At 71.9% G+C, this 19,897-nt stretch carries 16 protein-coding genes; 7 read left to right on the forward strand and 9 right to left on the reverse strand.

Annotated elements, in window-relative coordinates; genetic code table 11:
- Nucleotides 1-28: 28 nt before the first annotated feature.
- The 4 genes from ACHUEU_RS06620 to ACHUEU_RS06635 all read right to left on the reverse strand — a co-directional run bounded on the left by ACHUEU_RS06620 (nt 29) and on the right by ACHUEU_RS06635 (nt 4,032).
- A complete protein-coding gene (locus tag ACHUEU_RS06620) occupies nt 29-1,060 on the reverse strand; it encodes an LLM class flavin-dependent oxidoreductase (protein ID WP_394215114.1) in 1,032 nt (343 codons plus the stop codon).
- A gap of 193 nt (nt 1,061-1,253) precedes the next feature.
- Complete coding sequence (locus ACHUEU_RS06625; RefSeq protein ID WP_394215115.1) at nt 1,254-2,690, reverse strand: FAD-binding oxidoreductase; 1,437 nt, start codon at nt 2,688-2,690, stop codon at nt 1,254-1,256.
- Nucleotides 2,687-3,673: a cation diffusion facilitator family transporter gene (locus tag ACHUEU_RS06630; protein WP_394215116.1), complete on the reverse strand. Its 987-nt coding sequence runs from the start codon at nt 3,671-3,673 to the stop codon at nt 2,687-2,689. Before ACHUEU_RS06630 ends, ACHUEU_RS06625 begins: the two co-directional genes overlap by 4 nt.
- On the reverse strand, nt 3,670-4,032 hold the full coding sequence (locus ACHUEU_RS06635) for an ArsR/SmtB family transcription factor (protein WP_394215117.1): 363 nt from the start codon (nt 4,030-4,032) through the stop codon (nt 3,670-3,672). Before ACHUEU_RS06635 ends, ACHUEU_RS06630 begins: the two co-directional genes overlap by 4 nt.
- Nucleotides 4,033-4,174: 142 nt before the next feature.
- On the opposite strand from ACHUEU_RS06635, the gene ACHUEU_RS06640 reads away from it, so the two are divergent.
- On the forward strand, nt 4,175-5,731 hold the full coding sequence (locus ACHUEU_RS06640; protein ID WP_394215118.1) for a long-chain-fatty-acid--CoA ligase: 1,557 nt from the start codon (nt 4,175-4,177) through the stop codon (nt 5,729-5,731).
- A gap of 70 nt (nt 5,732-5,801) precedes the next feature.
- Here ACHUEU_RS06640 and ACHUEU_RS06645 read toward each other — a convergent pair whose 3' ends face one another.
- Nucleotides 5,802-7,310: a DEAD/DEAH box helicase gene (locus ACHUEU_RS06645; RefSeq protein WP_394215119.1), complete on the reverse strand. Its 1,509-nt coding sequence runs from the start codon at nt 7,308-7,310 to the stop codon at nt 5,802-5,804.
- Between the two features lie 329 nt (nt 7,311-7,639).
- Here ACHUEU_RS06645 and ACHUEU_RS06650 point away from each other — a divergent pair, with 329 nt between their 5' ends.
- From ACHUEU_RS06650 to ACHUEU_RS06665, 4 genes are read left to right on the forward strand one after another with little or no spacing between them, the layout of a single operon-like run.
- Nucleotides 7,640-9,616: a glycoside hydrolase family 2 protein gene (locus ACHUEU_RS06650; protein ID WP_394215120.1), complete on the forward strand. Its 1,977-nt coding sequence runs from the start codon at nt 7,640-7,642 to the stop codon at nt 9,614-9,616.
- A gap of 25 nt (nt 9,617-9,641) precedes the next feature.
- The gene (locus ACHUEU_RS06655; RefSeq protein WP_394215121.1) at nt 9,642-10,667 is read left to right on the forward strand and encodes a GNAT family N-acetyltransferase; all 1,026 of its coding nucleotides are present in this window, start codon (nt 9,642-9,644) and stop codon (nt 10,665-10,667) included.
- Between the two features lie 10 nt (nt 10,668-10,677).
- Nucleotides 10,678-11,712: an alcohol dehydrogenase catalytic domain-containing protein gene (locus ACHUEU_RS06660; RefSeq protein ID WP_394215122.1), complete on the forward strand. Its 1,035-nt coding sequence runs from the start codon at nt 10,678-10,680 to the stop codon at nt 11,710-11,712.
- A 48-nt stretch (nt 11,713-11,760) separates the two neighbouring features.
- Nucleotides 11,761-12,729 carry an RNase H family protein gene (locus tag ACHUEU_RS06665; RefSeq protein ID WP_394215123.1) on the forward strand — a complete coding sequence of 323 codons (969 nt, stop codon included), beginning with the start codon at nt 11,761-11,763 and terminating at the stop codon, nt 12,727-12,729.
- 42 nt (nt 12,730-12,771) lie between these two features.
- Here ACHUEU_RS06665 and ACHUEU_RS06670 read toward each other — a convergent pair whose 3' ends face one another.
- A complete protein-coding gene (locus ACHUEU_RS06670) occupies nt 12,772-14,445 on the reverse strand; it encodes an HNH endonuclease (RefSeq protein WP_394215124.1) in 1,674 nt (557 codons plus the stop codon).
- Between the two features lie 580 nt (nt 14,446-15,025).
- Between ACHUEU_RS06670 and ACHUEU_RS06675 the strand changes: the two genes are divergently transcribed.
- Both ACHUEU_RS06675 and ACHUEU_RS06680 read left to right on the forward strand, forming a co-directional pair.
- Nucleotides 15,026-16,306 (forward strand): DUF418 domain-containing protein, encoded by a 1,281-nt coding sequence (locus ACHUEU_RS06675; RefSeq protein ID WP_394215125.1) that lies wholly within the window; start codon nt 15,026-15,028, stop codon nt 16,304-16,306.
- A complete protein-coding gene (locus tag ACHUEU_RS06680) occupies nt 16,303-16,857 on the forward strand; it encodes a DUF4031 domain-containing protein (RefSeq protein ID WP_394215126.1) in 555 nt (184 codons plus the stop codon). The genes ACHUEU_RS06675 and ACHUEU_RS06680 overlap by 4 nt, the downstream gene beginning before the upstream one ends.
- Before the next feature lie 20 nt (nt 16,858-16,877).
- Here the strand turns inward: ACHUEU_RS06680 and ACHUEU_RS06685 are convergent, their stop codons facing one another.
- From ACHUEU_RS06685 to ACHUEU_RS06695, 3 genes are read right to left on the reverse strand one after another with little or no spacing between them, the layout of a single operon-like run.
- Complete coding sequence (locus ACHUEU_RS06685; RefSeq protein WP_394215127.1) at nt 16,878-18,479, reverse strand: sensor histidine kinase; 1,602 nt, start codon at nt 18,477-18,479, stop codon at nt 16,878-16,880.
- Nucleotides 18,480-18,482: 3 nt separating this feature from the next.
- Nucleotides 18,483-19,202 carry a response regulator transcription factor gene (locus ACHUEU_RS06690; RefSeq protein WP_394215128.1) on the reverse strand — a complete coding sequence of 240 codons (720 nt, stop codon included), beginning with the start codon at nt 19,200-19,202 and terminating at the stop codon, nt 18,483-18,485.
- Nucleotides 19,203-19,256: 54 nt separating this feature from the next.
- Nucleotides 19,257-19,790, reverse strand: a complete 534-nt coding sequence (locus tag ACHUEU_RS06695; protein WP_394215129.1) for a LapA family protein — start codon at nt 19,788-19,790, stop codon at nt 19,257-19,259.
- Between the last annotated feature and the right edge of the window lie 107 nt (nt 19,791-19,897).

Raw genomic sequence — 19,897 nt, forward strand, 5'->3', positions numbered from 1 at the left:
CCAGGGCCGGGCGGTCGCCGCGCCGAGATCAGGGGGCGGGGTCCGCTGCGGCGCGGTCGAGACCCCAGGCCTCGGCCAGCAGCTCGAGGCCGCGCAGGCGATCGGCCGGATCGAAGTAGTAGCCGGTGAGGATAAGCTCGTCGGCGCCGGTGGCGGCCACGATCTCCTCCAGCTGGCGCACCACGGTGGCGGGGGAGCCGACCGCCCTGATCGACAGGGTCTGATCGATCTGGGAGAGGAGATGGCCCGGGGCGACCTCCTCGATCGGGCGCGGCGGCTGGATCTTCTGCCGCTGCCCGGTCACGATCCCCAGGAACATCTGCTGGAGGGTCGTGAACTGCCGCTGCGCCTCCTCGTCGGTCTCGGAGACCACCAGGTTCACCCCGACCATGGTGCGGGGTGCCGCGATCTGTGCGGAGTCGGCGTCGGGGTTGAAGTTCTCGCGGTAGACGTCCAGCGCGTGCAGGTACTGGAAGGGGGCGAAGTGGGAGGCGACGGAGAACGGCATGCCCAGCTGGGCGGCGAGACGGGCACCATTGGCGGTCGAGCCCAGGATCCACATCGGCACCTCGGTGCCGCGGGCGACCTCCGCCGTGATGGGTGAGGAGCCGCTGGACTCCTGGCGGGACCAGTCCCGCATCTGCTCGACGGCGGCGATGAAGGCGGCCGGCTCCGCGGAGGTGCGGGCCAGCAGCTGAGCGGTGAGCTGATCGGTGCCCGGGGCCCGACCCAGGCCCAGGTCGATGCGGTCCCCATGGAACTGGACCAGGGAGCCGAACTGCTCGATGACCGCGAGCGGGGAATGGTTGGGGAGCATGATCCCGCCGGAGCCGACCCGGATCCGCTCGGTCAGCGAGGCCGCCCGGTCGATCAGCAGCGAGGTCGCGCTCGACGCGAGGGCGTTCGTGTTGTGATGCTCGGCGTACCAGAGCCGCTCGTATCCGAGGCGATCGGCGACCTTCGCCCCCTCCATCGAGGCGTTGATCGCCTCCCGGGTGGTCATGCCTTCGGAGATGGGGACGAGATCGAGGATCGACAGCGGCACATGGGGAGCGTTCATACAGTTCAGGCTATCCAGGGACCCCGCTGCGTGGTCCCGAGCGGAGTGAGAGCTTGTCGACCTCGATCCCGGGAAGATCCCTGTGCCCGGCGGCGTTCGGCGGGCGCTCAGCCGACCTGGACCCCGAGGCTGAGCAGGATGTTCCCGAGCACCAGCAGGGCCAGGGCCACCGGTCCGCCGACGGGGACCGCCCTCAGAGGGCCTTGCCGGGGTTGAGCAGGCCGCGCGGATCGAAGGCCTGCTTCAGGCGGCGCTGGAGGCTCCGTGAGGTGGGGGACAGCTCGAGGTCCAGCCAGTGCTGCTTGGCGGTCCCGATCCCGTGCTCCCCGCTGATGGTGCCGCCCAGGTCCAGGGCTGTCCGCACCACCTCATCGGCCGCCGCGAGGATCGGAGCCGGCAGCGCGGCGGCGGGATCCTCGGGGACGCCGGGCAGGGAGAGCGAGGGGTGGAGGTTGCCGTCGCCGGCATGGGCGATGGCCGAGGTGGCCACTCCGTGGCGGTGGCCGATCTCCTCCAGCGCGGTCAGCATCCGGACCAGGCGGGACTTCGGCACCGCCACATCCTCGTTCAGCCGCCTGCGACCACCGCCGGCGGCATGGCTGGTCCGGCGCAGCTCCCACAGGTGCTCGGCCTCCGCCTCGTCCTCGATGACCTGTACGCTCCCGCCCGCCCCGGTGAGGACGTCGACGAGATCCGCGGCCTGCTCCTGGATGCCGTAGCCATCGAGCTCGAGCAGCAGCACCGCCCCGCCGGAGCTCCGCGGGCGCTGATGGTGGCTCGTGCCGACGGAGGTGTCCGGATCGCTGCCGAGGGAGGAGCCGTTGTGCGCGTCGATGTCCGCCACCGCACCGGAGTCCAGCAGCTCGGTCGCGGCCGGACGCACCGGGGAGCGGGAGATCGCGTTCACCCCCTCGGCGGCGTGCGCGGTGCTCGAGAAGCGGGCCAGCACGGTGCACCGCGCCACCGGGACGGGCCGGATCCGCACGGTCGCCGCGACCACCACGGCCAGGGTGCCCTCGGAGCCGACCAGGAGCTGGGTGAGGTCCAGCCCGGTGACGCCGTTGAGCGAGCGGTGCCCGGTGCGCAGCAGAGTGCCGTCGGCCAGCACGACCTCGAGCGCCAGCACGGACTCACGGGTCACGCCGTACTTCGCGCAGTGCAGGCCGCCGGCGTTGGTGGCGATGGTGCCGCCGATGGTCGAGATCGCGACGCTCGCGGGATCCGGGGCGTAGAAGAAGCCCAGCGGCGCCAGCGCGGCGGAGAGATCGGCGGTGATCACCCCGGCCTCGACCACCGCGATCTCGTCCAGGGGGTCGATCTCGCGGATCGTGGTCAGCCGCTCCAGTCCCAGCACGATCCCGCCGTCGATCGCGACCGCGCCCCCGGAGAGGCCGGAGCCGGCACCGCGCGGCACCACCGGGGTGCCCGTCTCGTGGGCGAGGCGGAGGGTGGCGCGGACGCCCTCGACGTCGTGGGGGAGCACCAGCAGGAACCGGGTGTCCGGGGCACCGGGCTCCGCCCGATCCCCGCGGTAGCGAGCCTCGGGCGCGGCGACGACGGCGTCCTCGCCGAGTGCCTCGCGCAGCCGGGCGGCGAGGGTCTCGGGGGAGGTCGGATCGGTGCGGGTCATGGGGCCTCCTCGGGTGGCCGGGTCGGGTCATGGTCGTCGCCGTGGATCGGCACGTGCTGCTCGGGGATGTCCGCATAGGAGGCCGGGTCGGAGATCGGTTCGAGGTGGGTGAGCACGGTGAGGTCCGGCAGGCAGTCGCGCAGCTCGTCCTCGAGACCGTCGATGTAGTCATGGCCCTGCTTGACCGTCCACTCGTCCGGCACCAGGACGTGCACGTTCATGAACTTCTGCGGTCCGGCCTCGCGGGTCTGCAGGCCGTGGAAGGTGATGGTGCCGTCGGTGCGGCGGCGCAGCACCTCGGTGATGATCTCGTGGTCCGCGTCCGGCAGCGCCTTGTCCAGCAGGCCGGAAAGCGACTCCCGCAGCAGTCCGATGCCGGTGACGATGATGTTCACGCCGACGGCGAAGGCGACGACGGCATCGAGCCGCTCCCAGCCGGTCAGCGCCACCAGCCCCACCCCGAGGAGGATCCCGGCGCTGGTGACGACGTCGGTCATCAGGTGCGTGCCGTCGGCCCGCAGGGTGATCGAGTTGTGGGTCCTCCCCACGCGCAGCAGCACCAGCGCCACGCCGCCGTTGAGCAGCGAGGCGATCACGACGATGAGCAGTCCCACGCCGAGGTTCTCGAGCGGTCGCGGGTTGATGAAGCGTTCGACGGCGGTGACCATGATGACCGCGGCGGCCACGAAGATCATCAGCCCCTCGATAGCGGCGGAGAAGTACTCGGCCTTCGCACGCCCGTAGAGGAAGCGCTCGGTCGCGGGCCGCGCGGCGACGGTCAGGGCGATCAGCGCCACCACGGCGGCGACCAGGTTCACGGTCGACTCCGCGGCGTCGGCGAGCAGTCCGACGGAGTCCGTCATCGCCCAGGCGCTCGTCTTCAGGACGATGGTGAGGATCGCGACCACGATCGACAGCCACGCGTACCTGCGCAGATCGACGCGCGCACCGGCGTCGGGGAGGGTCGGGGCCGGAGAGGTCATGCGCGGGAGTCCTTGGTGGCAGAGGGGGCGGGCGGATCGGGGGCGAGGGAGCCGTCGGGGGCGATGTGCTCGAAGATCTGCTCGACCAGCTCGACCACGTGCGGGTCCTCGACGGTGTAGTAGCTGTGTCTCCCCTCGCGGGTCGCGGAGACGATGCCCGCCAGCCGGAGCTTGCGCAGATGCTGGCTGGTGGTGGGCAGGCTGAGCCCCACCCGTGCGGCCAGCTCTCCCACATCGAAGCGCCCCGAGCTCAGCAGCCACACCAGCTGCAGCCGGGCGGGGCTGGCGAGCATCGCGAAGGTGTCCGCCGCGGCGGCGAGCTGCGGTTCGGTGGGCGGCGGAGCGGACGGAGCGGTCATGGGGCCATCCTCTCCCATTTTTCGTCATTCACGCAATCAACGAAGTGTCGATGTGGCGTCACCGCTGCGGAGTGCCGAGTGCCTCGGGATCGGGCGGCTCTATGCTGTGGCTCCGTGACACCGTCGTCCGGAAAGGACTGGTATGTACAACCTCGCCGTGGTGCTGGAGGACAGCGCCCGCACCGTCCCCGATCGGCCCGCCCTCGTGCTGGGCGAGACCTCGCTGACCTACGCCCAGGTGGACGCCGCCGCCAATCGCGTCGCGCACCTGCTCGTCTCCTTCGGGGTGGAGCCCGGGGACCGGGTCGCGCTGAGCTGCCCGAACCTGCCGCAGTTCCCGATCGTCTACTTCGGGATCCTCAAGGCCGGGGCGGTGGTGGTGCCGCTGAACGTGCTGAACAAGTCCCGCGAGGTGACCTATTACCTCGACGACGCCGAGGCCGCGGTCGTCTTCGCGTTCGAGGGCAGCGAGGAGCTGCCCATCGGCCGCTTCGTCGTCGAGGGCGCGAAGGCTGCTGCCCGACCCCCGCAGGTGGTGCTCATGACCGCCGACCCGCAGGCCGAGAGCCCCTTTGAGGGAGTGCCCACCCTCGCCGGCGCGGTCGCGGAGCTCCCCGACCGCTTCGAGACGGTCCAGCGCCGGGAGACCGACACCGCCGTGGTGCTCTATACCTCCGGCACCACCGGGCATCCCAAGGGTGCCGAGCTCAGCCACTCCAACCAGCTGATGAACGCCCTGACCTGTAACCGCCTGTTCGGCACCGTGCCGGGCGAGGACGTGCACCTGGTCGCCCTGCCGCTGTTCCACACCTTCGGGGCCACGGTGAACCTCAACGCCGGCTTCTCCACGGGTGCCACGCTGGTGCTGCTGCCCCGTTTCGAACCCCGCCAGGCGCTGGATCTGCTGCTGGCCCATCGGGTGACGGTCTTCGCCGGCGTCCCCACCATGTGGTGGGCCCTGCTGCGCCTGCTGACCGACGGCGAGGCCGAGGTCGGGGACCTCGCCGAGCACCTGCGCCTCGGCGTCTCCGGCGGCTCCTCGCTGCCGGTGGAGATCCTGCGCGGCGTCCAGGACAAGCTCGGCGTCTCGATCATGGAGGGCTACGGCCTCTCCGAGACCTCGCCGGTGGCCAGCTTCTCCCTCGCTGAACGCCCGCGCCCGGGGTCCATCGGGCTGCCCATCTGGGGAGTGGAGATGGACCTCATCGATCCCGCCGACCCGGACTGGGCCCGCATCAGCGAGCCCGACGCGATCGGCGAGATCGTGGTGCGCGGGCACAACATCATGACGGGCTACCTGCACCGCCCCGAGGAGACCGCCGCCGCGATCCGGGACGGCTGGTTCCGCACCGGGGACCTGGGGCGACGGGACGAGGAGGGCTTCTACTTCATCGTGGACCGGGCCAAGGACATGATCGTTCGCGGTGGGTACAACGTGTATCCGCGGGAGGTGGAGGAGGTGCTGCTCACCCATGAGCAGGTCTCCCTCGTCGCCGTCATCGGAGTGCCGCACGAGCGCCTGGGTGAGGAGATCAAAGCCCACGTGATCCTCGAGCAGGGCGCCACGATCACCTCCGAGCAGCTGCGGGACTGGGCCCAGGAGCAGATGGCGGACTTCAAGTACCCGCGGGAGATCGTCATCGACGAGGAGCTGCCGATGACCTCCACCGGCAAGATCCTCAAGCGCGAGCTGCGCTGACGAGGGGACCCCGGCGGACCGTCCCGCGAGGGAGGTCTGCCGGGGTCCCGTCGAGACCGGAGGGGCCTGCTCAGCGGCCGCGCCCGGAGGAGTGGGCGGCGAGTCCGCCGGAGCCGCGCTCCCCGCTCGAGGTGGAGTAGGTGGTGGAGGACCCGCCCTGACGGCCGCCGGAGCGACCCTGGCCGGAGCGTCCGCGACCACCGGAGCGGGAGCCGCTGCCGGCACCGACCTGCTCGCGCTGACCCGACTGGGCGCCGCCGCGGCGGCCGCCGCGGGAGGTCTGGCCCTCACCACGGCCCTGACCGGCCGGGCGACCGCCACGGCCACCACGACCGCGGCCGCCGCCGCGCTCGCCGTTCAGGCGCGCCTGGTCCACGGGCGGCTCGGGCTGGCGCGGCTCATGGGTCTCGACCCGCTCGCCGGGGGCGAGGTCGACGAGCACGGGGCTCGCGGCCGTCACCGCGGCGTGGTGGGTGGGTCGGATCCCCGCCTTGCGCATCAGATCGCTGACGTCGCGCTTCTGCTCCGGGACCTGCACGGTGATCACGGTGCCGGACTCACCGGCGCGGGCGGTGCGGCCCGAGCGGTGCAGGTACGCCTTGTGCTCGACGGGCGGATCGGCGTGGACCACCAGGGCCACCTCGTCCACATGGATGCCGCGGGCGGCGATGTCGGTGCAGACCATCGTCGTCGCGGTGCCGGAGCCGAAGGCCTCGAGGTTCCGGGTGCGGGCGTTCTGGGAGAGGTTGCCGTGCAGGTCCACCGCGTCCACGCCGCGAGCGGCGAGCTTCCGGGCCAGGTTCTTCGCGCCGTACTTGGTGCGGGTGAACATGATGGTGCGGCCCGGCGCGGCGGCCAGGTCCTGCAGCACGTCGAAGCGGGTGGCGGGGGAGACCTCGAGCACGTGGTGCTCCATGGTGCCGACCGAGCTCGTGGCCGGATCCGCGGAATGGGTGACCGGCTCGTGGAGGAACTCCTTGACGAGCTTGTTCACCCCGGAATCGAGGGTCGCGGAGAACAGCATCCGCTGGCCCTTCGGCGGGGTCTTCGCGAGGATCTTGCGCACCATCGGCAGGAAGCCCATGTCGGCCATGTGGTCGGCCTCGTCGATCACGGTGATCTCGACCGCGCCGAGGTCCACGTGGCCCTGGTTCATGAGGTCCAGCAGGCGCCCGGGGCAGGCCACGAGCACGTCGATGCCGCCGGCGAGCGCCTTCACCTGCGGGTTCTGGCCCACACCGCCGAAGACGACTGTGCTGCGCAGATCGGTGGCCGCCTCGAGCGGCTGCAGCGAGTCGGCGAGCTGCGAGGCGAGCTCGCGGGTGGGCGCGAGGATCAGGGAGCGGGGACGGCGCGCGACGCGACGGCGGGGCTGCGCGATCAGGCGGGCCACCAGCGGCAGCAGGAAGGCGTAGGTCTTGCCCGAGCCGGTGCGGCCGCGGCCCAGCACGTCGCGACCGGACAGGGAGTCCGGCAGGGTCGCGGCCTGGATCGGGGTGGGCTCGACGATGCCCCGAGGCGCCAGGGCGCTGATCAGGACGGGCGGCACGCCGAGGCGCGCGAAATCAGGGGTGGTCACGAAGGGTGATCCGTTCTCTGTGGTGCAATCCCACCCGGGGCGCCGTCGGGCAGCACTGCACTGGGCAGTGATCCTCGGCCGGCGCTGTCACCGCAGCGGAGCCTGCCGACCTGCGAGCGCGACGCGGGGCGTCGGGCCGGATCGGGGCTGTCCGCTCGGGACCTGTGCCGCGGCGGGATGACGGCACTGCTGCTCACAGTAGCCGCAGGCGCCCCGGCGCGCGACGCTTCGCCGTGCGGGTGTGAGATACCACCGCGTGGCAGGAACCGCGCGCATGCGATGGAATGAGGGCATCCGATCGACGTCGATCCCGAGCCGAGGAGCAGCCCGTGTCCGCTCAGACCCCTGCGCAGAGCCCTGTGCCGCCCACTCTGCCCGCTGCGCTCTCCGCCCTGGTCGCCCGGGCCGAGGAGCTCGCCGCCCTCCTGGATGCCCCGCCGTCGGCCGCCGTCGACGTCCCCCGACCGGAGCACCCCCGCCCCCAGCTGCAGCGCCCCGCCTGGCTGAGCCTGAACGGCAGCTGGCAGTTCGAGATCGACCAGGGGGACTCCGGGAGGGAGCGCGGCCTGCTCGAGCGCGAGCTCGCGCAGACGATCACCGTCCCCTTCGCCCCGGAGACCGAGGCCTCCGGGATCGGGAACCGCGATTTCCTCCATGCCGTCTGGTACCGGCGCACGGTGGTGATCCCTGCCGACTGGGAGAGCCTGCGCCCGATACTGCGGTTCGAAGCGGTCGACCACGACACGACGGTGTGGGCGGACGGGGTGGAGGTGGCCCGCCATCGCGGAGGTTTCACCCCCGTCGCCGCGGATCTCTCCGCCGTGCCGGGTGTGGGCCCCGGCAGCGAGGTGGAGATCGTGGTCCGTGCCCGGGACCGGCATGACGTCCCTCAGGCCCGCGGTAAGCAGTCCACCTGGTTCCACGCCACCCATGCCAGTTACCACCGCACCACCGGGATCTGGCAGAGCGTCTGGCTCGAGGGCGTCCCTGTCGACGAGATCCGCTGCCTGCGGATCATCCCGTCGCTGGCCGGGCACGCCTTCGCGATCACCGCGCCGTTGGCCCGCTCCCCCCGCGGCGCCCGCCTCGAGGTGATCGCCGCCGTCCCCGGCGGGGAGGAGGTCTGCCGCGCCGAGGTGGCCGCCGACCTCGACCTCGCCCCGCAGCTCCAGCTGGTGATCCCCGTGGACGAGGTGCGCCTCTGGGGGCCCGGCGCGCCCGAGCTGTACACCCTCACCGCCCGTCTGCTGGGTGCCGACGGCGCCGTGCTGGACGAGGTCCGCTCCTACGCGGGCCTGCGCGCCACCACCCTGCGCGATCACGAGTTCCGCCTCAACGGCGAGAAGGTCTTCCAGCGCCTGGTGCTCGACCAGGGGTACTGGGAGGAGACGTTCATGACCGCCCCCTCGGACGAGGCGATGACCACCGACATCCGCCTTGCGCTGGAGGCCGGGTTCAACGGCGCGCGACTGCATCAGAAGGTCTTCGAGCAGCGGATGCTGTTCTGGGCGGACCTGCACGGCTACCTGGTCTGGGGCGAGTTCGGGGACTGGGGCAGCTCCGGCTTCGGGCCGATGGGGGAGAACCAGCAGCCGACGGCCTCCTTCATCGGCCAGTGGGTCGAGGCCGTCCAGCGGGACCTCAGCCACCCCAGCATCATCGGCTGGTGCCCGCTGAACGAGACCCACCAGGTGCGCCACGACCGCCTCACCCAGCTCGACGACGTCACCCAGGCGATGTACGACGCGACCAAGCTCGCCGACCCCTCCCGCCCCGTGCTCGACGCCTCCGGCTACTCCCACCGGGTGCGCGGCGCGGACATCTACGACTCCCACTCCTACGAGCAGGACCCCCGGCGCTTCCGCGACGAGCAGTCCGGGCTCGCCCACGGAGCCCCGTTCGCGAACCGCCGCGAGCTCGCCCCCGCCGAGATGCCCTTCGCCGACGGCACCTTCTCCCTGCCCTTCACCGGCCAGCCCTACTTCGTCTCCGAGTACGGCGGGATCTGGTGGAACGAAGAGGAGGCCCGCGAGGCCGAGGCGGCCGAGCGGGCCGGCAGCAATGCCGCAGCGTCCTGGGGCTACGGCGCGCGGGTGCGCAGCGAGGAGGAGCTCTACGAGCGCTTCGAGGGGCTCACCCGGGTGCTGCTCGAGGACCCGCTGATGTTCGGCTACTGCTATACGCAGCTGACCGACGTGTTCCAGGAGAAGAACGGCATCGTGGACTTCGCGCGGGGTCGCAAGCTGGACCTGGCGCGGCTGCGTGCGGTGCAGGAGCAGGTCGCCGCGTACGAGCGCGAGGCCTGACGCGTCGCTTCCCTACACTTGTCCGGTGACCTCCACCGACACCTCCCTCGCCGACCGCCCGCTGACCCGCACCCCGCTGACCCTCGAGGACGCGCCCGCGCTCACCGCGCTGCTGAACCGCATCGATGCGGCCGACGATCTCGGCGAGCCCGCCGAGGAGATCAGCATCCGTGAGCTGCTCACCATGCCGGGACTGGACCTGGAGAGCGACACCCTCGCCGTCCGCGACGAGGGCGTGCTGATCGCCTTCACCGTCGTCGATGTCCACACCTCACTGGACCGCGACGACCGGGTGCGCTGCCAGCTGATGGGCGGCGTCGATCCCGCTCGTCGCCGCCAGGGACTGGGCGCCGAGCTCTTCGTCTGGGCTGAGCAGCGTGCCGCGCAGCTCGCCGCCGAGCGCCACTCCGCAGGGGCCGAGGCCGTCTTCCGCGCCGCCGGCGGCCGGGACCCCGATCTGGACGCGGGGGAGGGCGCCCCGCTCACCGGGGGCGCGGACGTGCGCCCGCTGCTGGAGAGCCGCGGCTACCAGCGCGCCCGCAGCTGGTTGGTCATGCGCCGTGAGCTGCCGGGCGCCGCCCTGCCGGAGATCGAGTGCGAGCAGGTGCGGGTGATCGCCCCCGCGGACGATGCCTCCGAGGTCACCCGCCTCGCCCATCTCGCCGCCTTCGCCGACCACTGGGGCTCCGCCCCCGTCACCGCGGAGCGCTGGAACCGCTGGTGGTTCTCGCACACCGCACGGCGCGAGCTCTCCAGCATCGCGCTCGACGCCGACGGCACCGTGCTCGCCTACGTCATCGCCTCGGAGGACAAGCCGGGCGTGCTGCACATCGCCCTGGTGGGCACCCGCCCCCAGGCCCGAGGTCGCGGGCTCGCGCGCGCGGTCCTCGCCCGCACCCTCTCCGCCGCGGCGGAGAAGGGATACGCGAGCGCCGAGCTCGAGGTCGACGCCGAGTCCCTCACCGGCGCGACGCGGCTGTACGACGCCCTCGGCTTCGCCCGGGACGCCGTGTACGCCACCTTTGAGAAGCCCGTCGGCCAGCTGGTCTGAGGAGCGGTCGATGAGAGCAGTGCGCTTCGACGCCTTCCGGGCCGTGCCGGCCCTGGTGGAGGTGCCGGCCCCGGTCTGCCCGCCCCGCGGGGCGGTGATCTCGGTGCATGCTGCCGGCGTGTGCCGCAGTGACTGGCACGCCTGGCAGGGGCACGACGACTCGGTGCAGCTGCCGCACATCCCCGGCCACGAGTTCGCGGGCGTGGTCGCCGAGGTCGGCGAGGAGGTCCGGGGCTTCGCCGTGGGCGACCGGGTCACCGCCCCCTTCATCCTCGCCTGCGGCGACTGCGAGCAGTGCCTCGCCGGCGCCCCGCAGGTGTGCCCGCAGCAGCGCCAGCCCGGCTTCGACCTGCCCGGCGCCTGGGCGGAGCAGGTGGTGGTGGTCGAGGCGGACCACAACCTCGTCGCCCTCCCGGAGGGGATCGACATGACCCTCGCGGCCGGGCTCGGCTGCCGGGTGGGGACGGCCCATCACGCCGTGCGCGCCCAGGCGGCCGTCCGGCCGGGCGAACAGGTCGTGGTGCTCGGCTGCGGCGGGCTCGGCCTGGCCTGCGTGATGATCGCGCTCGCCGCCGGCGCCGAGGTGATCGCGGTCGACGTCTCCCGGGCCGCGCTGGCCGCCGCCGAGGCGCTCGGGGCGACCGCCCTGGCCACCTCGCCGGATGTCTCCGAGCGCGTGCGTGAGAGGACCGCCGGCGGGGCCCACGTCAGCCTCGATGCGCTCGGCTCCGCCGCGACCGCGCGCGCCGCGATCGCGTCGCTGCGGCCCCGCGGCCGTCACGTGCAGGTGGGGCTGCTGCTGGGGGAGGACGCCGACCCGTCCCTGCCCATGGGACGCGTGATCGCCCAGGAGCTGCAGATCCTCGGCAGCCACGGACTCGCCGTCGAGGAGTACGGCGAGCTCCTGGCCGATATCGCCCAGGGCCGCCTGGACCTGTCCCGGACCGTCGGCCGCGTCATCGACGCCGCCGAGCTGCCTGCCGCGATGGCCGCGATGGACCGGCCGCCCACCACCGCCGGGATGACCGTGGCCCGCTGGGTGTGAGGCCCGGCATGGTCCGCCGGCTCCGCCCGCTGTGGAAGCATTGAGCCCATGAGCATCACTGCAGCCGCCGACGGCTCCGCCCTCGGCAACCCCGGCCCGGCCGGCTGGGCCTGGTACATCGACGAGAACACCTGGCGCGCGGGCGGCTGGCCCCACGGCACCAACAACATGGGCGAGCTCAAGGCCGTGCTCGACCTGCTGGAGGCCACCGCCGTCGACGCCGACCAGCACCTGCACATCCTGTGCGACAGCCAGTACGTCATCAACTCGGTCACGAAGTGGATGCCGGGCTGGAAGCGCAAGGGCTGGCGCAAGAAGGACGGCAAGCCGGTGATGAACGTCGAGCTGCTCAAGGACATCGACCGCGCTCTCGCCGGGCGCAGCGTCGAGTTCGAATGGGTCAAGGGCCACTCCGGACATGCGATGAACGAGGCGGCCGACGTGCGCGCCAACGCCGCCGCCACCGCCTTCTCCAAGCAGCAGGACCCGCAGGTGGGGCCCGGCTACCGCGGCGGTGGGGGAGCGGGAGCAGCGCCCGTCGCGCCGTCGGGTGCCGCCGGCTCTGCCGATGAGCCGGGCGACGACCTCTTCAGCCTCTTCGACCAGCCATCCACGGTGCCCGCGGCGGGCTGCTCCACCGCTGTCGAGGAGACCGCGCTGGTGGCCGACGCCCCGGGCGCGACCGACGTCGAACAGATCACCGCGCGGGAGCTGGCGCTGCTCGGTGACCGGCTGCGCGCCGATCCGCCGAGCGCCGCCGAGCTGCTGCATCCCGCGTTCAGCGAGGTCGGCGCGAGCGGACGCCGCTTCGACCGCGATGAGATCCTCGCTCACCTCGCCCCGCTCCAGGATGTCGACGCCGAGGAGTTCGTCGCCGACGAGATCGCCCCCGGCGTGGTGCTGCTGCGCTACCTCACCACCGGGCCCGACGGCACCGCCGATCGCACCTCCGTGTGGGTGCGGGAGAACGGTCGATGGCTGCTGCGCCACCACCAGGGGACGCCGCTCGGCAGCTGATGCGAGGCCCTCGGCCGCAGCGACGGTGAGATCTCGGGGTGCCTAGCGAGCCGGTGGCGTCCCGGGGGGTGCAGGACCTTCGTGGTCGTCCCCCTCGGACGGAGGAGCAGGCCGCGGGGTGATCAGGGGCGGAGTGGGCGAGGTGCCCACGGCCCCGTGCGGGCTGCTCCAGATCCAGGCGCCCGGTGGCATCGACGGGTCGGAGAGCGCCGGTCCGGAGTGGTCGGTGCCCGTGCCCGTGTGCGACTCGGAGGCGTCATCGCCGGTTCGTGAGCGGCTCAACGGGCTCAGGACCCACAGACCGTGCTCCTTCAGCAGGTTGCAGCGCGCGCACAGCCCCTGACCGTTCGCGAAGCTGGTGGATCCTCCCCGGTGGTGGGGGACCACGTGGTCGCTATGGCGGATCGTCGCATTGCACCAGGGGGTGCGACAGGTGGTGTCGCGCCAGCGGATCATCCGGGCGAGCCCGGCGGGGAACGCGCGGGCCCGGGACTCCATCGCGACCAGTTCGTGGGTGCGAGGGCTGCGGTACAGCCGACGAAAGAAGGCCGAGACCACCTGGTCAGGGTGCTCGTCCTCGCAGGATCGCAGATGCCCTGGCGGCTGGCCGAGCAGGCTGTCCCGCACGATATGGGCAGGAATGGTGCCGTAGCCCTCGAGTTCGGCGGTCTCGGCAGCGTCGTCCCGCCCCAGCAATGCGGTGTCGGTGATGACGATGCCGACGTCCAGGCCGGGGCGGAGGCGGGGCCGTTCTGGCCACGACGTCTCGGCGTCGTCCGCGATCTGGTCACGGCCCGTGCTGTGCCCGTCGTGCCGGGCGGTCCGGAGGGCGTCGTCGACCAGCAGGTCCGCCTCCAAGGCCGAGACGGAGTCCCTCGCTCCCGAGGCGCGGAGCGACTCGGCGCGCGTGCGCAGGGAGTGCATCAGCCCGACCGCATCGATCCCGCGCAGTACGGCGGTCACCCGAGCCATCCCGTCGTCCAGAGGTTCCATCCTCACGTGCCGGGACCGGGCGGCGCGCTCCGCACGTGCGCGGGACGTCTCGGGCTCCAGCGCCTGGACCAGATCCCGGATGTCGGACTGCAGGCGCTTGAAGCCCTTGCCCTGCAGGAACTCGGGATGCTCACGGAGATGGTCGTCGATCCTGCGACAGGTGTCCGCGCCGGCACCGTCGAGGGCACCGGAGATCGCAGAGGCCTGCTGATCCGTCATGGCGCCTGACCAGAGGCGATCGACGGCGACGGGCATGTTCTGCACCAACCGGCGCGCCTTGGCCTGGGAGAACGAGGAGGCAGCCGGGGAGATCCGGCGTGCGAGCGCGATCTCCTGCCCGGCCCCGCGGCCCTGCTGAGAGGCGGGCACGCCGCGCGCGGCATCATCGCGCCGGATCCGCTCCTCGGCGGCGACCTGCCACGTCGCATCGACCGCGGCGAGGGAAGCGCGCAGATGATCGAGCCCGGCGAGGACGGCGAGCGCCTCCTCCGCGCTCCCGGGAGCGGTGTCCGGCAGCGGATCCCGCACCGAGCGGGTCCGGGTGAACGACATCAGGGTCGCGGCGAGGATCTGGGCGACCAGGGCGCGGGCCGTAGGGCCGGCCTCGATCTCGCCGAAGCGCCCCAGCACGTCCTCGAGGACATCTCCCGACGGCGCGGCCACGCCCTGGCGAGGAGTGCCCTCGCCAGGGTGGTCCCCGCTGCGCATCGGTGTCGAATCCATGCCCTCATCGTATGCAGGTTCGAAACACATCTCCACCCCTGGGATGAAATTGGTGGATAACTCGATGAAGTGTGGACAGGTATGTGGATAAGCGGTCACTGTGGGGGAATGGTCGGGGCTGCGGGGGCTTCGTGATGATTGCCGAGACCTGAGAACGCGGCGCCAGAGCGATACCTTCTCCTTGAATGCACAGTTCAAAGACATCTGAAGCTGTCGGATGGCGAGCTTGAGTGGGATTGCGGGTCATGCTGGCCACAAGGGGGGTCGTCGGTGGCGAATGGGGTCGGAAGATCACGTCGGAGAATCCCACGAAATGTGTGTATGGCGTCGTTCTGAAGGCACAAAGAATGTCAAGAGTGCGACAAAAATGTGGACGGAGGCGGGTGGTCCGATCTGCGGGCCGATCCATGCAGGCCCGGCGGCCGCGAACCTCTCCGGAGCACTCGACCTCGTCCACGTTCTCGACCACACGCGCCGATGCCTGACGCACCGCGCGTGACCCCGCCCTGTGGGACCATGAACGCATGAGGACCACTCCCGTCACCCCCGGTGCGCATCCCGCCCCGGGGCGTCGGATCCGGTGACGACCTCCGTCCCGCTCGTCCGCCGCGCCGGCGGGCCCGACCTCGCCCGCGGGGTCTCGCTGCTGGGCATCGCGCTGGCCAACATGGTGGGCTGGCTGCACGGCCAGGAGTGGACGGTGCTGCTGAAGCAGCGCGAGGGCACCGGCCTGGACCGCTTCGTCGACGTGCTGATCGCCCTGCTGGCCGACAACCGCGGCTTCCCGCTGTTCGCGATGCTGTTCGGCTACGGCATCGGGATGCTGTACCGCCGGTCACGGGACCGCGGGCAGAGCGTACGAGGATTCATCCTGCGGATGGGCAGGCGCCACCTGGTGCTGCTGGGCATCGGCCTGGCCCACGCGATCCTGCTGTTCTCCGGGGACATCCTCATCGGCTACGCGATCGTCGGCATGTTCGTGGTGCTGCTGATCTCCCGGCACCGGTTCGCACTGCCGCTGGCCGGGGTGCTCACGCTGCCGGCCCTCGGGGTGTGGGGTTGGATCGACGGCACGATCGGCCTGACCGGTCAGAGCGGATACGCCGCGGCGTCGGCCCCCAGCTACCTCGCCTCGCTGGAGATCCGCGCGGGCGGCGCCCTGCGTGAGGTCGCCCTCGCAGCGGTCTCCGACGTGGCCCTGCTCGCCCCGATGGCGCTGGGCGCGATCGCCGCCCGCATCCACCTGCTCGAGCAGGTCGAGGCCAACCGCGACCTGCTCACCCCGATGATGCGCTGGGGGCTGCTGAGCGGTCTGCTCGGCGCGATCCCGCTGACCGCGGTGCTGGTGCTGGACCCCGCTCACGCCCGGCTCGACAGCGCCGCGGTGCTGGGGGTGCTGGGAGTGGTGCACCAGTTCTCCGGTCTGGCCGGGGCGCTCGGCCTCGCCGCCGCCGCGGCCCTGCTGGCCGAACGGGTGCGCCGCCGCGGCCCGCAGCAGGACAGCGCCTCGCCGCGGGGGAGCAGCACCTCGCTGACCGGGGCTGCGGTGCGGGGCATCGAGGCGCTCGGCACCGTCTCGCTCAGCGCCTACATCGCCCAGTCGGCGCTGTATCTCGCGCTGTTCCCGCCGTACACGCTCGACCTCGGGGCGAGGGTCGGCAGCGCCGGGGCCGCCGGGATCGCAGTGCTGGGATGGCTGGTGATGATCCCGCTCGCCGTCATGCTGCACCGCCACGGACGCCGCGGACCGCTCGAAGTGGTGCTGCGGCGCCTGGCCGGCTCCAGCACCGGCCGCTCCCGCACTGTGGCGTCGCAGCGTGTGCGTCCGGAGGCGTCCCCCGCCGAGGGAGCCGGCTCATGACCGTCTTCGCCGATACCCCGCGCTGGCCCCGCCACGGAATGCTGTGGGGGCATCTGATCTCCGACACCTCGCTCGCGGAGCTGCACGAGACCGCCGCTCGCGCCGGTCTGCCGCCGCGCTCCTTCGACCTCGACCATTACGACTGGCCCACCGCGGCCCGGGACGCGCTGGCGGAGGCGGGGGCGGTCTTCGTGGGCGACCGCGAGCTCACGCGGATCCTCCTCGGCTCCGGGCTGCGGATCACGCTCCGGGACCGCCCGGCCGCGCGAGCCCGGCGCAGCGCGGAGCACGCCGCCGAGCTCGGCGTGGATCCGGTGCCGCAGGACCTCATCGTCGGGATGCTCGGCCACGTGGATCCGCTGCCCGACCGTCCCGGTGCCTTCCGCCTCACCCGTGACGCCCCGCAGGGGGCGGCCCGGATCGAGGCGCGTGATGCCCTCGGCCGCCGCAGCGCCGAGGAGATGCTGGCGCGGCTGGAGGACCTCTCCCGCGCCAGGACCGGGAACGGGTTCGTGGGCCAGGTGATGGACGTGCCGGCGCAGACCCCGTGAGTCGCCCGGTCCGCCGGGGATCAGGTGGTCGGGCCCGGCTCGGGATCCTCGGACGGCGGGGAACCCTCCCCGTCGGGGCGGTGGTCGAGCGCCCGGCGCTGGTCGGGCTCGATCTGCTCCTCAGGGGCGATCTCGGTGCCCTGCAGCTCGACCCAGAAGGTGGCGCCGCCGCCCTGGGTCCCGGTGACCCCGATGTCGCCGCGGTGCTGCTGCACGATCGAGGCCGCGATCGAGAGGCCGAGCCCGGCGCCGCCGCCCTGGGAGGCGGCCCGCACCCGGGAGGAGTCGGTGCGGTAGAAGCGTTCGAACACCTTCTCGCGCTGGTCGTCGTCGATGCCCTCGCCGTGGTCGCGGATCTCGATGCGCACCCTCTCCGGTGAGGTGAAGCCCACCGCGATCTCCACCGGGGAGCCCTTGGGGGTGTGACGGTTCGCGTTGCCCACCAGGTTCAGGATCACCTGCCGCAGCGACGCCTCGTCGCCGAGCACCCCGATCGGCAGATGCGGCTGCACCGACAGCGGCGTCCCCGACAGCGAGGTCACCATCACCTGCCGGCCCGGATCCAGGGCGCGCAGGTCCTGGGCCGCATCGAAGAGGGCATCGGTGAAGTCCACCGGCTCGAGGTCGAGCGCCGGCTTCTCGTCCAGCCGGGCCAGACGCAGCAGGTTCTCCACCAGCGAGCCCATCCGTCGGGCCTCGTCCTCGATGCGCCGCATCGCCGAGGCGACGTCCTCGTCCGCCGGCAGGGCGCCCATCCGGTACAGCTCGCCGAAGCCGCGGATCGCCGCGAGCGGGGTGCGCAGCTCATGGGAGGCGTCGCCCACGAAGCGGCGCATCCTCGCCTCGGAGATCGTGGCCTTCTCCTCCGAGGCGGACTGTGCCGCGAAGGACTGCTCGATGCGCACCAGCATCTCGTTCAGCGACAGCGCCAGGGCGTGCACCTCGAGGCTGGTGTCGGTGACGGGGACGCGGCGCGAGAGATCGCCGCCGGCGATCTGGGAGGCAGTCGCCTCGACGTCGCGCAGCGGCTCCAGCGCGCGATGGGTCACGTAGCCGCCCAGTCCCATCCCCACCAGCACCACCAGCGTGCCCACCAGCACGATGATCAGCGCCATCTCGTGCATCGTGCGGTCCACCCCGGTCAGCGGGAGGGCCACGTAGACGCTGCCCCCCTGGGGTGCCGAGTTCAGCATGGCGACCACGCGCCAGCGGCTCTCCGAGGAGTCCAGCACCGTGAAGGGCCGGCCCCCTCGCTGGAGGATCTGCTCCTTGCTCAGGTCCGGGAAGCGGAGGGTGACGCTGCCCGGCCCGTAGTGGACCACGGCCTGCTCGATCGGCCGCCCGTGCCGGTCCCGGATCTCCACCGCGTACTCGACCGGGGTGTAGGTGCTCTTCTGGATCGCGTCGTCATCCCCGGCCAGCTCGTGCCGGGCCATGGTCAGCATCTCGCCCATCCCGGCCTGCAGGTTGTTGTCGACCGACTGGATCAGGGTGCGGTTCAGCAGGAACAGCGACAGGCTCCCGGTGACGACGGTGCCGAGCACCAGCAGCAGCGAGATCAGAGCGACGATCCGTGTCCACAGGGACACGGGCCGCTCTGCGCGCAGGCTCGGCAGGGCCAACCCTCAGGAACCTTCGGGGGCGCGCAGCACGTAGCCGATGCCGCGCTTGGTGTGGATCATCGGATCACCGATCACATCGATCTTGCGGCGCAGGTAGGAGATGTAGGACTCGACGATCCCCACCTCGCCGGACCAGTCGTAGTCCCAGACATGATCGAGGATCTGCGTCTTGGAGACCACTCGGCCGGCATTGAGCATCAGGTAGCGCAGCAGCTTGAACTCGGTGGGGGACAGCTCGATGTTCACCTCGGCGCGGTGGACCTCGTGGGAGTCCTCGTCCAGGCGCAGATCACCGACCACCAGGGAGCTGTCGATCGTGGCCTCGGTGCCGCCGTGGGTGCGGCGCAGCACCGCGCGGATGCGGGCCACGACCTCCTCGAGGCTGAAGGGCTTGGTGACGTAGTCGTCGCCGCCGACGGTGAGGCCGGCGACCTTGTCCTGCGTCTCGTCCTTGGCGGTGAGGAAGAGGATCGGGTACTTCTCGCCCCGGTCGCGCAGGCGGCGGGTCACGGTGAAGCCGTCCATGTCCGGAAGCATCACGTCGAGCACCACCAGATCGGGCTGGTTCTCCGTGGCCTCCCGGATCGCCTCGTTGCCGGTCGAGGCGGTGAACACCTCGAAGCCGGCGAAGCGGAGCGAGGTCGCGAGCAGGTCGCGGATGTTGGGTTCGTCGTCGACGACGAGGAGTCGTGCCTCGTAGTCCTGGTCCTCATGCGTTGTCATGAGACCACCGTCCTCCTCGAGCTTGGGAATCGGCTGGACGTCAGCTGGGTGCGGTCAGCGGGTGGCGCGGTGGATCTTCTCCAGCTGCTTGCGCAGCTTGCGGATCGTCCAGCTCATCTGGATCATCCGCACCGAGCCCACCAGTGCCATCACCAGGGCGCCCGCGATCGCGGCCAGCAGCATCGCCACCCCGAGCGGCAGGTCGAACTGTGCACCGAAGTACTGGAAGCCGGCGGTGACGTTGTTCTGGATCACGAAGATGAGCAGCAGCACCAGGATGATCGCGCCGAGGATCAGCCCGATCCACATGCCGGCGGTCTTCGCGCCGCCGCCAACCGGCTCCTCGACCAGCTGCTGCTCCTCGGCGGGTCGCTGCTGGTCCACGGTTCGCTGCTGGTCCACGGGTCGGTCCGCGCCGCGGTGACCGGCGGGAGGGGCGTCGTCGGCCGGGGGAGCGGCGGGCTTCCCGTCGCGGACGCCGCCGGGCTCCTCGGCGGCACGCCGCCCCGTCGCGGGAGTGCCCGGGCGCGCCGCGTCGTTCCCGCCGGTGGGTGCGGCGGGGCGGGTGGGATCGTCGGATGCGGTCATGTCGATCTCCTGGGGAACGGCCGACGGTGCGGCGACGGACGGGATACGCGATCCACTCTAGTCAGCCGGCGCTCCCGGGCCGTCCGTCGGCGCCGACAGGGGCCGAC

This window comes from Brachybacterium vulturis, assembly GCF_043641765.1.
Lineage (GTDB): Bacteria > Actinomycetota > Actinomycetes > Actinomycetales > Dermabacteraceae > Brachybacterium > Brachybacterium vulturis_A.